Source organism: Sphingorhabdus sp. Alg239-R122, assembly GCF_900537065.1.
Classification (GTDB): Bacteria; Pseudomonadota; Alphaproteobacteria; order Sphingomonadales; family Sphingomonadaceae; genus Alg239-R122.
This window is the reverse complement of sequence record NZ_UNRC01000014.1, coordinates 1-13,087: the sequence shown is the minus strand read 5'-3', so window position 1 is coordinate 13,087 and position 13,087 is coordinate 1. Positions and strand designations below refer to the sequence as shown.

Annotated in this window: 14 protein-coding genes; 7 read left to right on the top strand and 7 right to left on the bottom strand. The window is 56.3% G+C overall.

Translation table 11 applies throughout. From position 1 onward, the window contains the following. Positions 1 to 11 precede the first annotated feature (11 nt). Positions 12 to 1,562, bottom strand: a complete 1,551-nt coding sequence (gene ubiB / locus G6Q15_RS11225; RefSeq protein ID WP_164118837.1) for a 2-polyprenylphenol 6-hydroxylase — start codon at positions 1,560 to 1,562, stop codon at positions 12 to 14. Between the two features lies 1 nt (position 1,563). Further along, complete coding sequence (locus G6Q15_RS11220) at positions 1,564 to 2,295, bottom strand: class I SAM-dependent methyltransferase (protein ID WP_164118835.1); 732 nt, start codon at positions 2,293 to 2,295, stop codon at positions 1,564 to 1,566. 111 nt (positions 2,296 to 2,406) lie between these two features. Between G6Q15_RS11220 and mutM the strand changes: the two genes are divergently transcribed. The 5 genes from mutM to G6Q15_RS11195 all read left to right on the top strand — a co-directional run bounded on the left by mutM (position 2,407) and on the right by G6Q15_RS11195 (position 6,987). Then, the gene (gene mutM, locus G6Q15_RS11215) at positions 2,407 to 3,219 is read left to right on the top strand and encodes a bifunctional DNA-formamidopyrimidine glycosylase/DNA-(apurinic or apyrimidinic site) lyase (RefSeq protein ID WP_164118832.1); all 813 of its coding nucleotides are present in this window, start codon (positions 2,407 to 2,409) and stop codon (positions 3,217 to 3,219) included. 158 nt (positions 3,220 to 3,377) lie between these two features. Further along, a complete protein-coding gene (gene rpsT / locus G6Q15_RS11210) occupies positions 3,378 to 3,641 on the top strand; it encodes a 30S ribosomal protein S20 (RefSeq protein WP_164118830.1) in 264 nt (87 codons plus the stop codon). A 664-nt stretch (positions 3,642 to 4,305) separates the two neighbouring features. Further along, positions 4,306 to 5,760, top strand: a complete 1,455-nt coding sequence (dnaA, locus tag G6Q15_RS11205) for a chromosomal replication initiator protein DnaA (protein WP_240330872.1) — start codon at positions 4,306 to 4,308, stop codon at positions 5,758 to 5,760. A 25-nt stretch (positions 5,761 to 5,785) separates the two neighbouring features. After that, positions 5,786 to 6,553 (top strand): HesA/MoeB/ThiF family protein, encoded by a 768-nt coding sequence (locus tag G6Q15_RS11200; protein WP_164118826.1) that lies wholly within the window; start codon positions 5,786 to 5,788, stop codon positions 6,551 to 6,553. 26 nt (positions 6,554 to 6,579) lie between these two features. Beyond that, positions 6,580 to 6,987, top strand: coding sequence for an MAPEG family protein (locus tag G6Q15_RS11195; protein WP_164118824.1), 408 nt, complete (start codon positions 6,580 to 6,582; stop codon positions 6,985 to 6,987). Here the strand turns inward: G6Q15_RS11195 and G6Q15_RS11190 are convergent. After that, on the bottom strand, positions 6,984 to 7,685 hold the full coding sequence (locus G6Q15_RS11190) for an NAD-dependent deacylase (RefSeq protein ID WP_164118899.1): 702 nt from the start codon (positions 7,683 to 7,685) through the stop codon (positions 6,984 to 6,986). The genes G6Q15_RS11195 and G6Q15_RS11190 overlap by 4 nt on opposite strands. A gap of 41 nt (positions 7,686 to 7,726) precedes the next feature. On the opposite strand from G6Q15_RS11190, the gene dapB reads away from it, so the two are divergent. Beyond that, entirely contained in the window at positions 7,727 to 8,455 is a 729-nt protein-coding gene (dapB, locus tag G6Q15_RS11185) for a 4-hydroxy-tetrahydrodipicolinate reductase (protein ID WP_164118822.1), read from the top strand. A gap of 5 nt (positions 8,456 to 8,460) precedes the next feature. Continuing rightward, a complete protein-coding gene (gene nth, locus G6Q15_RS11180; RefSeq protein ID WP_164118820.1) occupies positions 8,461 to 9,111 on the top strand; it encodes an endonuclease III in 651 nt (216 codons plus the stop codon). Here nth and G6Q15_RS11175 read toward each other — a convergent pair whose 3' ends face one another. The 4 genes from G6Q15_RS11175 to G6Q15_RS11160 form a co-directional block, all read right to left on the bottom strand. Further along, a complete protein-coding gene (locus G6Q15_RS11175) occupies positions 9,112 to 9,567 on the bottom strand; it encodes a nuclear transport factor 2 family protein (RefSeq protein ID WP_164118818.1) in 456 nt (151 codons plus the stop codon). Further along, positions 9,551 to 10,798, bottom strand: coding sequence for a dicarboxylate/amino acid:cation symporter (locus tag G6Q15_RS11170; protein ID WP_164118816.1), 1,248 nt, complete (start codon positions 10,796 to 10,798; stop codon positions 9,551 to 9,553). The genes G6Q15_RS11175 and G6Q15_RS11170 overlap by 17 nt, the downstream gene beginning before the upstream one ends. A gap of 79 nt (positions 10,799 to 10,877) precedes the next feature. Continuing rightward, complete coding sequence (locus tag G6Q15_RS11165) at positions 10,878 to 12,665, bottom strand: SLC13 family permease (RefSeq protein ID WP_164118814.1); 1,788 nt, start codon at positions 12,663 to 12,665, stop codon at positions 10,878 to 10,880. Between the two features lie 68 nt (positions 12,666 to 12,733). Beyond that, positions 12,734 to 13,087 (bottom strand): chorismate synthase (locus G6Q15_RS11160; RefSeq protein WP_164118812.1); only part of this gene is annotated, 354 nt, incomplete at its 5' end.

Below are 13,087 nucleotides of genomic sequence, written 5' to 3'. Positions count from 1 at the left end.
TATGCGCAAGTCTAACCCCACATCCACATCGCACCCGCGCCTGCCGCGCCGAACAGCGCGGCAGTGAATGCATAGCGCCAGAAACTACGGCTTTGCGACTGTTTCTTGTCCCAGATCAGCTCGACTTCAGGGAGTGGGGGCGCATCGGGCGCACCGCCTTTTTTGGGGATTTGCTCATCAAGCCGCCGGATCATATCAGGCAGCTTCATGAGTGTATCGATATCGTTGTGGATACGGTCAGCCACCGCAGCTTCCGGCCCCAACTCGCCACGTATCCAGTTGCGCACATAAGGCGCGGCGACATCCCACATATTAATGCTTGGGTTGAGCGAAGTCGCAATCCCCTCCACCATCACCATGGTTTTCTGCAACAGCAGCAGATGCGGCTGAGTCTGCATGTCAAAGTCGCGCGTGATGGCAAACAGGCTGTCGAGCATCTGCCCCACACTAAGCTCACTGACGGGCTTGCCGCGTGTCGGTTCCCCCACGGCGCGCAGTGCGGTCGCGAACTCATCAACATTGTGATAGCTCGGCACATATTGCGCCTCGAAATGGATTTCCGCCACGCGCTTATAATTGCCGGTGGTCAGGCCATAGAGTATCTCGGCGAGCCAGAAACGTGCCTGCCGGTTGATGCGGCCCATAATGCCAAAATCAATCGCAGCGATCGTGCCATCTTCTTTCACAAACAGGTTGCCCTGATGCATATCGGCATGGAAGTAACCCGCCGAAATCGCCTGTTTCAGAAAATTGAGCACCAGCCGTTCGGCCAGGCCGTTGAGGTCATGCCCCGCATCTTTCAGCGCGCCCAGTTTCGATATCTTGATACCGTCCACCCATTCGAGCGTCATCACACGGCCCGATGTGCGGTCCCAGTCAATCGCGGGGATCTCGTATCCCTCTTCCACTTCCATCGCTTCGCGCAGTTCGGATGCGCTCGCCGCCTCACGCCGCAGATCCAGTTCGCGCAGGGTCCAGCGCTTGAAATTGGCGACAACCAGTCGCGGACGCAGCCGCGCCGCCTCCCCGCCCATATCTTCCAGATGCGCCGCCGCCCATTCATATGTCTCTATATCCTGCGCAAATTTCTCTCGAATGCCGGGGCGCAACACCTTGACCGCAACATCGCGGCCTTCGGTCGTTACTGCCCGGTGCACCTGCGCAATCGACGCGGAACCCACTGGTTCCGGGTCAACAGACTGGAACAGCTCGCTGACAGGCTTGTTCAGCCCGCGCTCCAGCTCCCGTTCAATCTCCGCAAAAGCCACAGGTGGCAGATCATCCTGCAGGTAGAGCAGGTTGCGGGCAGCTTCCTCGCCGACAATATCCGGGCGAGTCGCAAGCGTCTGGCCCAGCTTGATCGCCGCCGGGCCAATAGCGCGGAATGCGCCTGCGTAATCGGGCTCTTTTGGCTGGAATGTTCCGAAACGCGCAATCCGGCACAGGCGCTTCACCTGCGGCGGCGTGTTGTGGTCACGCTCAATCCCGCGCAACGCGCCATGCCGCGCCAGTATCCGGCCCCATTTCAAAAGGCGGAAAATATGCGTGCGCGGTTGGGTCAATCTATATCTTCCACCCGCTATGAATGGCGACAAGGCCGCCGAGCAATGGCTCCACTTTCGTACGCACGAAACCCGCATCGCGGATGAGCCCCTCAAACTTTTCCATATCAGGAAAGCGCCGGATCGATTCGATCAGGTAGCGATAACTGTCCGCATCGCCGGCCAGCGCTTCGCCAAGTTTCGGCACAACCTTGTGCGAATAGGCGTCATAGACTTCGCCAAATCCGGGCCAGAGCGTGGTTGAAAATTCCAGGCAATAAAAACGCCCGCCAAATTTAAGCGCGCGGTGCGCTTCTTTCAGCGCTTTATCGATATGCGTTACATTGCGGATGCCGAATGCAATTGTATAAGCGTCGAAACTGCGGTCATCAAAGGCCAGTTCTTCCGCATTCTGGCGTGACCAGACCAGCCGGTCCTCACCCGTTTGCATGGCGCGGTCGATACCGACATCCAGCATTTCCTGATTGATATCCGCCACCGTGACATTGGCGCCTGATTTGACCAGGCGAAAGGCAATATCACCTGTACCGCCTGCCATATCGAGAATATCTTCGTGCGCCTGCGGCTTAACACGGCGCACGAACCGGTCTTTCCACAAACGGTGCATGCCGCCAGACATGGCATCGTTCATCAGGTCATATTTGCTCGCAACGCCAGAGAAAATACCGCCCACCCGGGCCTGTTTCTCACTCGCGTCAATATCTTCATAGCCAAAGGATACTGTATCAGTCATGCATGGCTATGTAGGGATAAAAGAGCCGCTGGGGAAGTGGGTTTGGGGAGAGTTTTTTCACAACCAAAACCTCCCCTTCCCTCCCGCGCGCTAATCCCTTACACCCAACCCATGCCTGAGCTCCCCGAAGTTGAAACCACGGTACGCGGCCTTGAGGCCGTGCTGGACGGCGAAACCCTCGCCGAAGTAACACCGCGGCGCGCGGACCTGCGCTGGCCCATGCCGCCCGATCTGCGCCAGCGTTTGACGGGAGCTACGGTTACCAGCCTGTCGCGTCGCGCCAAATATGGTCTGATTGCAACCGACCGCGGTGATGTGCTGATTTTTCATCTGGGCATGTCGGGCAAATGGAGAATTGCGCCCGATGAAATTGGCAAGCATGATCATTTCGTTTTGCGGACGGAAAGCGGCATGACACTCGCACTCAATGACCCGCGCCGTTTTGGCTCACTCGATCTGGTACAAGTGGATGCACTGGACAGCTTCCCCGCTTTTGCCAAAATGGGGCCCGAACCGCTGGGCGATGATTTTAACGCCGCTTATCTGCATGGCGCGCTCGCGGGGCGCACTTCACCCATCAAATTGTCACTGCTCAACCAGCGTATCGTCGCGGGACTTGGCAATATCTATGTGTGCGAAGCGCTCAACATGGCGGGCATATCGCCCAAACGCAAAGCCAGAAATATTTCCAAGGCACGGCTGGCAGGGTTGGTAGATGCTATCAAGCAAGTCCTTGCGCAAGCCATCAAGGCAGGTGGTTCAAGCCTACGCGATTATGCAAAACCCGACGGTGAACTTGGTTATTTTGCCAAGGAATGGCGTGTCTATGGACGTGAGGGAGAGAAATGCCATTGCGGCGGCGCTGTGCAGCGTATCACCCAGAGCGGACGCAGCACATTTTGGTGCGAGGCATGTCAACGGTAGTTATGGCTCGCAAACACACCAAATCCTACGAAAGAATCATTGACCTTCCCGCAAAGCCGCATTATACGCCGCACCTTCATGGCGCTACAGCGCGCAATTGACGCTGCTCAGGGTCCATCAGATATTTTAAAACATACAAGTTTTTGAGGTAATTACACATGGCAAATACGCCGCAAGCAAAGAAACGTATCCGCCGGAATGACCGCCGTGCCGTTGTAAATGGCAACCGTATGGGCCGCATCCGCACCTATGTGAAAAAAGTTGAAGCCGCGATTGAAGCAGGCGATAAGAAAGCCGCCACCGAAGCGATGGCAACTGTTCAGCCGGAAATGGCACGTGGCGTCGCCAAGGGCCTGATCCACAAAAATACCGCCGCGCGGAAATATTCGCGCCTCAACAAGCAGATTGCCGCTCTTAGTTAAGCAGCATGACACTAGCCCGCATGAGAATGCGGCGACAATGACCCCGCCCGCTTCATGCGCCGCGGGGTTTTTTGTATCTGCATTTTGTACCACCGCACCTGCGATACATGGCGTTACAATGATTGTGCAGCGGAAGAGTGAATCAGCCCCAAGAACAGAATGATAGGGCCAATAAAAATGCCGCACTGCACAAGTGCAGGACTTTCCACGATTCGCAAAATGCCATTTTTTTGACTTCTGCAAAAACTGTTTTTTGTTATATACTTAACTATATAATCCACAATTTTTCGTTATTTTATTGAGTCAAACCTTTTATTTCATTTTTTTTACAAATCTGCCCTTGCTCGACTCGCCTGCGACTGTCTAAACACTAAGTCATCGGGGGCCGGCAGGACGGATCAGCAAACTGTGTTTGGACAGTAACGCAAAAACGTTCTCCGCTACTTTTATGACGTATGAAATGCGACCGGATTATGCATTTTTCCGGCCTGCTATCTTATTGTCATAACCGAACAAAACAGACACGGGAAACGTGGGCAGGATGCCGGAACAGCGATTTCGGTAAATAGGGGTGGTGAAGCGCATGATGGGTGATCGGTAAGGCATGAATAATAAGAACAAGAATGTTGATACGATCGAAGCCGAGGCGTTAAGCGCAGAGGATATGGCAGCCGGTTGGGCCGCCGACTGGTCCGAAATCAGCAATGGCTTGAAAAAAGATCTGGGCGGACAGATTCATGCACAATGGATCCGCCCGATGCAGCCAGGCCGTTTTTGCCGCGATACCGGTACGTTGGAACTATACGCGCCTTCCGATTTTTCCGCCAATTGGGTCAATGACCGCTTTGCCGACCGGCTTTCACTGGCATGGAAAATCGCGCGTCCCGAAGTACGTAGCCTGAAAATTTCCGCGCATCCCGGCAGTGTGCAAACTCATGAATTACGCGGGCGGCGCGGTGAAGGCGCTTCCGGTCATATGCGCCATGCGACTGGACAGGGCGCAACCGGCATGTTTGGCGACGCAACGCAGGCGGGCTTTACAGGCAATGGCGATTTCCTGGACGCGTTTGGCGATGCGCAAGGTCAGCTGGCGGCGCATCTGGGCCTGGACAGCTCACTGACGTTCGAGAATTTCGTGACAGGCGAAGCCAACATATTGGGCCGCAACGCCGCGCAGCGCATGGCCGCAGAAGAAAAACCGCAATTCACGCCGCTATATCTGAAAGCCCCCACAGGACAGGGCAAGACGCACCTGCTGCACGCAATTGGCAACCAATATGCCGAAACAAAACCAGAAGCGCGCATTTTCTATTGCTCTGCCGAACGGTTCATGATCGAGTTCGTCTCCGCCATGCGGCAGAACAAGATGATGGAATTCAAAGCACGCCTGCGCGGTTTTGATATGCTTCTGGTTGACGATATCCAGTTCATTATCGGCAAAGCGTCGACACAGGAAGAATTCCTGCACACGATTGACGCATTGCTGGGTGCGGGCAAGCGGCTGGTTGTCGCTTCCGACCGCGCACCGCAAGCGCTTGACGGTGTGGACCAACGCCTGTTGTCGCGGCTCTCCATGGGGCTGGTCGCCGATATGCAGCCCGCCGATATTGAGCTGCGCCGCGCCATCCTGCGTGCTCGCCTCAGCCAGTTTACGCCGTGCAATGTTGGCGAGGACGTGATCGAATTCCTGGCTCGCACCATCAGCCGCAATGTCCGCGAGCTGGTCGGCGGCCTTAACAAGCTGATCGCCTATGCGCAGCTTACTGGACAGCCTGTGACGCTGGCACTCGCGCAGGACCAGCTGTCAGATATATTGAGCGCAAACCGCCGCCGTATCACGATTGACGAAATCCAGCGCACCGTGTGCCAGTTCTACAAGCTGGACCGCAGCGAAATGGCCTCGAAACGCCGCGCCCGCGCCGTGGTACGCCCACGCCAGGTGGCAATGTATCTCGCCAAGGTGCTGACACCGCGTTCCTATCCCGAAATCGGTCGCAAATTTGGCGGGCGTGACCACAGCACCGTCATCCACGCCGTCCGCCTGATCGAGGATTTGCGCGAGCGTGATGCCGATATGGACGGCGATGTGCGCACTTTGCTGCAACAGCTGGAAAGCTGAGCTTATCTCGCCTACATAGGCCATCATGACTGACCTTACCGATGCACAGCTCGACCGTTATGCGCGGCATATCATATTGCCGCATATTGGCGGTGCGGGGCAGGCAAAACTGCTTGATGCACATGTGGCCGTCGTGGGTGCGGGGGGTATAGGCTGTCCGGCGCTGCAATATCTGGCGGCAGCGGGCGTAGGCCGCATCACCATTATTGACGATGACAACGTCTCGCTCTCCAATCTCCAGCGGCAGGTGCTGTTTAGTGAAAGTGATATTGGCACACCCAAAGTGAAGGCAGCAAAGACTGCCCTCGCCAAAATCAATCCCGATGTGGAAGTGGCGGCACTTGGCGAACGGCTGTCAGCGGACAATGGCGCGAACATGCTGGCAGGTGTGGACATTGTACTCGATGGCACCGACAACTTTGCCGCACGGCTTGCCGTCAACGACCTGTGCCACAAGTTAAAAACCCCTCTTGTATCAGCTGCGATCGGCCAGTTTCAGGGACAAATCGGCACATTTTATGGCTGGCGTGACGACGCCCCCTGCTATCGCTGTTTTGTCGGCGACGCGTTTGATGCTGAAGACTGCGACACCTGCGCTGAAAACGGTGTTTTGGGCGCAATAGTCGGCATGATGGGAAGCTTTGCCGCGATGGAGGCCATCCGCGTGCTTACCGGGTTTGGCGAAGAACAGACCGGAAGACTGCACGTTTTCGATGGCCTGAAGCCCGCCATGCGTACGATGAAACTGCATAAGGATGCAGCCTGCTCGACATGCGGGACAATTTCCGGCTAGGCTTCCTCACGAACAGGGAGAGAGACATGCTATTACCGATAACGGCCATGACCGCGGCCATCTGCGGCATTATGATACTCATCACGGCCATTGCCACTGTGCGACAAAGATTTAAGGGTGCAGTCGCTTTTGGTGAAGGGGATGGCAACCGGCCGCTTATCGCCGCGATGCGCAGTCATGGCAACCTTACCGAACATGCGCCGATTGCACTGATCATGATCGGCCTGCTGGAAATGGCCGGCGCGCATCATACCGCCCTGGCCGCAATCGCGGCTATATTCATCATTGCACGTATCCTGCATATATTCGGCCTGCACGCCGTGCACAGCCCGGGCAAACCGCCCCTGCCCCGCTCGTTGGGCGTGATCGGAACATGGTTCACACTGGTCGTACTCGCAGCATGGCTGATCTATATGGTGGCTGTGGCGGGCTAATCCTGTAGCAACCTCGCCACCCATTCCGGCACCAGCGTCCCCGCCGGGCCCTGCCGACTTTCATCGAACAAATGACTGCCTTCAGACGGGTCAAGGTTGATTTCCAGTGTTTTTGCGCCGCAGGCCCGGGCCGTCTGCACAAATCCTGCCGCTGGATAGACCGCGCCTGATGTACCGATCGAGACGAACAGGTCACATACCGCCAGTGCGGCTTCAATCCGTTCCATATAGTAAGGCATTTCACCAAACCACACGATATCAGGCCGTAAGTATTTTTGCCCGCATTCAGGGCAGTCCGGGAAATCCAGCAAAGTCCCCGCCCATGGCATCCGCGCATCACAAGCGAGACACCAGGCACTGTTCAGCTCGCCATGCATATGCACCAGCCGCCGTGACCCCGCACGATCATGCAGGTCATCGACATTCTGCGTGACGAGCAAAAGCTCGCCTTTCCATTCGGCATCCAGCCATGCCAACGCTTCATGGGCCGCATTGGGCTTCACGGTTTTTAGCTTGGCACGGCGCTCGTCATAAAATTTCTGTACCAGGTGCGGGTCGGTCACGAACGCGCCCGGTGTCGCGACATCCTCAACCCGGTGTCCTTCCCATAAACCATCCGGCCCGCGAAAGGTGGCAACACCGCTCTCGGCGCTCACACCTGCTCCGGTCAGGATTACGATATTGCGAATATTGTCCATCTGCCCCATGAAGCACATATGGGATGGACAGGACAAGACGCATGACCAATATCGGTATTTACGGCAGCGCGGGGCGCATGGGACAGGCAATTGAAGCAGTAATAGCCGAAGCGGGACTGGGCTATGCCGGCGGCACGGACCAGGGCGATGATCCGGCACCATTGGCGGCAAAGGCAGATGTGCTGGTCGATTTTTCCGCACCGAACGCGCTGGAAGCCAACCTTGATGCCTGTATCGCCGCAGGCAAACCTATTATCATCGGCACCACGGGCCTTGAGGAGCGTCACCATTTTCTTATCGACAATGCCGCCGAGCATATCGCCGTGCTCCAGACCGGCAATACCTCGCTTGGCGTCAATATGCTTAGGGCGCTGGTGTCTGAAGCGGCGACCCGGCTGGGCGAGGACTGGGATATCGAAATCCTGGAAATGCACCACCGGCACAAAATTGATGCACCATCAGGCACGGCATTGCTGCTCGGCGACGCGGCGGCAAAAGCGCGCGGAATTGATCCGGTCACAGACAGTGAGCGCGGGCGGGACGGCATCACCGGCGTGCGCGAACGCGGCAATATAGGCTATGCATCGCTGCGCGGAGGATCCGTCGCGGGCGATCACAGCGTCATACTCGCGGCCGAAGGCGAAAGCATCACCCTCTCCCACCGCGCCGAAAACCGCAGCATATTCGCCCGTGGCGCGGTAAAAGCCGCAGAATGGATAGTGAGTAAAGATGCGGGGCGGTATGAGATGAAGGGTGTGCTGGGGCTTTAGAGGGGATGAAAAAAGATGATATCTTCGAATTTTACAGCCGCCTCGCTGCCGATAATCCTGCGCCGGAGACCGAGCTGAATTACGGCAATGTCTATCAGTTGCTGGTCGCGGTCACGCTGTCGGCACAATCAACCGATGTGGGGGTGAATAAGGCGACGCGCGCGCTGTTCGAGAAAGTGACAACACCTGCGCAGATGCTCACGCTCGGTGAAAAAAGCCTGAAAGAGCATATCAAGACAATTGGCCTGTATAATACCAAAGCAAGAAACGTAATCGCCATGGCCGATATACTGGTAAACGAGCATGGCGGTGAAGTACCCGAAGACCGCGACATGCTCACCACCCTGCCCGGTGTGGGCCGCAAGACCGCCAATGTGGTGATGAATTGCGCATTTGGTGCGGAGACATTTGCAGTCGATACGCATATTTTTCGCGTCGGCAACCGCACCGGCCTTGCGCTCGGCAAGACGCCACTGGCGGTCGAAAAGAAGCTCGATAAGGGGACGCCTGCCCCGTTCCGCGCACATGCACACCACTGGCTGATCCTGCATGGCCGCTATGTGTGCAAGGCGCGCACGCCCGAATGCTGGCGCTGTAACGTCGCGGACCTGTGCCGCTTCAAAAAGAAAGTAACGGAGAAACCGAAGGGACGGTAGTTACCGCGTCTCCGGATAATACCACACGCGGCGGACCAGACCGCTCTCTATTTCATAAACCGCCAGTGCGGACTGCGCTCTCGATTTTCCTTCACCATCTCTCCAGCGGGCAATTTCGCGCACTGCCACGAAACGGCCATCACGCACGCTTCCATCGATTTCGCTGGTGGTCACCATGGGCGACGCAAGATAACTTTCCATCTGCTTCGCAAGGTCCGCTTTGCCATTGGCGAAAACCTCTACCTCGCTGCCTTTGATGCTGAGCCATTGCACCTCATCGTGCATCAGCACCAGCATGGCAGGCAGGTCGCGACTATTATAGGCATCGACATAGGCGGTTGCCGTGCGCAGCTCGCCGGACGGGGTTGCTGCGGGTACATGCGCGCAGGCGGAAAGGGCGAGCACCGCCGCAAGCGGCACCAGTGCCCGCAATACGGCCTTAAACGTCGTCCGCACTGATCATTTCCGCACGATCGATTTCACCCGTCATGCTAGCGACCGTTGTCGCCACCGCCGCGTCACCGCTGACATTCGTGGTGGTGCGCATCATGTCCATGATCCGGTCAACACCCGCGACAAAAGCAATGGTTTCAAGCGGCACGCCAACTGCGCCAAACACCAGCGCCATCATGATAAGGCCGGCACCCGGAATACCTGCCGCGCCGATTGCTCCCAAAGTGGCAAGGATAGAGATAAGGAAATACTGCCCCCAACTCAGGTCCACGCCAAAAATCTGTGCGCCGAACAGGGTCGCAAGACCCAGGTACATCGCCGTGCCGTTCATGTTCACCGTCGCGCCAAGCGAGATGACGAAACTGGCCACCGAATTACTGATGCCCAGGTTGCGGCGCGCACAGCGCAGTGTAACCGGCAACGTTGCATTGGAACTGGCAGTGGAATAGCTCACCGCAATCGCATCCACGATACCGCGAAAGAAATCACCCACAGGCAGTTTGGCGATAAATTTGATCATCGCGGAATATAGCAAGAGGATAATCAGAAGACAGCCGGTATAGTTGAGGATCACCAGCCAGCTGAGCGCCTTCAGCGCGTCCACACCCAGCGTGCCCGCCACCCATGCCATCAACGCAAAGACACCGAACGGCGTGAGTTCCATCACGATCATGGTGACTTTTTGCATAATTACCGAACCGCTGTCGAATATCTTTTGTACCGGCTTACCGTCTTCTTCGGCCATCAATATGCCGATGCCGACCAGCAGCGAAAACACGATCAGCGGCAGCACCGCGACATCAGCCATGACCTGCACCGGGCTTTCCGGTACGATCGAAAGGATCATATCAACAGGCGTTGTCGGATTAGGTTCAGGCGTTGGTACATCCGGTGTCCCCAGCGTCTCACGGTCCGGAAACAGACCAAGGTTGACCGCGCCTGTACCGAGCATGAGGCCCAGCCAGACAGCAATCTGCCCGCTGACCACAAACAGCAGCAACGCACGCCCCCCGACGGCGCCAAGCTTGCGCAAATCGCCTATCGCGGCGACACCGGCAACCAGGCTGAAGAAAATCAGCGGGACGACCAGCATCTTGATTGCCTTGATGAAAAAGTCACCGATCCATTTGATACTTTCGGCGCCCGGGCCCCAGTACAAACCAAGTGCAACACCCAGTATGAGCGCGGCAATCACGCGTTGCCACAGTGGAATAGCAAACCAGAATTTCAGCATGATGCCTCCCCGATATTGTTATAGGCCCGATATTGTTATGGACGAAGGCTAGACGCTGTGCCACATCGCCGCAAGCTGTTTACATAAAGTATGAAATCGCAAAGCAGGTGGCAAAGCCTACGCCCAATGTGAGCGGAATACCGGCCTTGAAGAAGTCGGTGAAACGGTAATTGCCCGCCGCATAGACAAGTGTGTTGGTTTGATAGCCAATCGGTGTTGCAAAGCTGGCCGATGCGGCAAACATTACGGCAACCACCAATGGACGCGGATCTACCCCCAAGTCCCCTGCCAACGTAATGACAATGGGCGTAACCAGAATTGCCACCGCATTATTGGTGATCATTTCGGTCATCAACACCGAGAAAGCATAGATCGCGAACAGCAGCGCCCATGGCGGCATATTAGACAGAAACGGCGTCAACAGTGATACGAGCAGGTCGACACTACCCGCTTCCTGCAACCCCAGCCCGACAGCCAACATCCCGAAAATCAGTACCAGCACACTACCATCAATGGAACTCCATGCCTCTTCGGCATCGATACAGCGGGCCAGTAGGATTGCGCCCACTCCCAATATTGCAGCCACGGCAATCGACAGGACATTGAAAGCGGCAAGCAGCACAACCGCCGCCAGTGCGGCAATGGCAATCGGCGCACGGTCCCGGCGAAAGGCGCGGGTCTTAGTTTCCGCAATGCCAATCAGATTCTGGTTCTCGTACATCCGTGCAATGTCTTCTTGCGATCCTGTCACCAGTACGCGGTCTGCGCCATGGATCTTGGCATTGGGCAAATCACTGCGCGGCAGGTTGCGATACCGGCTGAGTCCCAATATGCGGACATTGACCTGAGACAGGAAAGGGATGTCATACAGGCTTTGGCCTATGCTGGGATGCTGTGGTGAAATCATCGCTTCGACGACTTCCTCTCCCATGGCACCCGGATCACCCTTGCGTACAATTCCAACCTTATAGTCATCACTCGTACGCAATGACATGAGCTCGGCCAGGTCAAGCTGCACCACTATGCGGTCATCAGGTTCAAGATACACCTGATCAAGATCATGGCGGACAAACAGGTCGTCACGTTTGATCGCCTTGATCGAAATATTGGCGCGTTTGGACAGTGCCACATCGCCCAGTTGCTTGCCTTTGTCTGCCGATGCATTGCGCACGGTCAGTTCAGTCAGATACATATTTTCGTTACTGTCAGTTGGACGAATTGAACTATCATCACTGGGCAAAAGCCAGCTACTGAACAGCACCAGCATAATCATACCGGCAAGGCCCGCGACAAGACCATAAGGCGTAATTTCAAAAATCCCGAACGGTTCCAACCCTGAATCGCGCGCCACCGCATCGACAATCAGGTTGGTCGAGGTTCCAATCAGGGTGGTTGTACCGCCCAATATGCAGACAAAGCTGAGCGGGATAAGCAGCTTTTTCGCGGAAAAACCGGTGGCCCGGGCCAGCCGCAGGATGATCGGGATCATCACCACAACAACCGGCGTGTTGTTCATAAAAGCCGATGCGACATAAGCACCCAGGAACATCTCTGCTACGGCCAGTTTGGGCCGTTTGCGCGCGCGGCGGATAATCATGCCAGCAATCGCGTCAATCGTACCGGTGCGCAACAGTGCGCCCGACAGGATAAACATCGCGCCAATGGTTATCGGCGCAGTGTTTGAAAAAGATGAGAACAATCCATCAGAATCGATAATGCCCAGAAACAGGAAAGCACAGGCACCCAGTATTGCGACAACTGCTGCTGGAAAGCGTTCCATCGCAAAGGCGACAAACATCGATGCCAGTATAAACAGGCCGATTTCAGCTTCATAGGCGCCAATTGTCGCGCGGATCAAATCAAGCATGGTTTACTGCGTCCCCTGTGATCTGCCTATAGGGCAATGGCCTGTCATAAAACAAGATTATCCGCGCATCATCCGCACTGGGCACGGTGCAACAGCTTCTGGTCTGCGAGAACCAGTGCCATCATTGCCTCCACCACCGGAGTGCCGCGTATACCCACGCATGGATCATGGCGGCCCTTGGTGACAATTTCAGCTGCCTCACCTTCATTGGTAATCGTTTCAACAGGCGTCAGGATCGAGCTTGTCGGCTTGAACGCCGTGCGGCACACAATCGGTTGCCCGGTGGMTATACCGCCCGCCGTACCGCCTGCATGGTTGGCGGCCAATTCTGGTTTCCCGTCCTTGCCCGGGCGCATCGCATCGGCATTTCTTTCCCCACCTCTCCGCGCTGCCGCCAACCCGTCACCATTTTCCACGCCCCT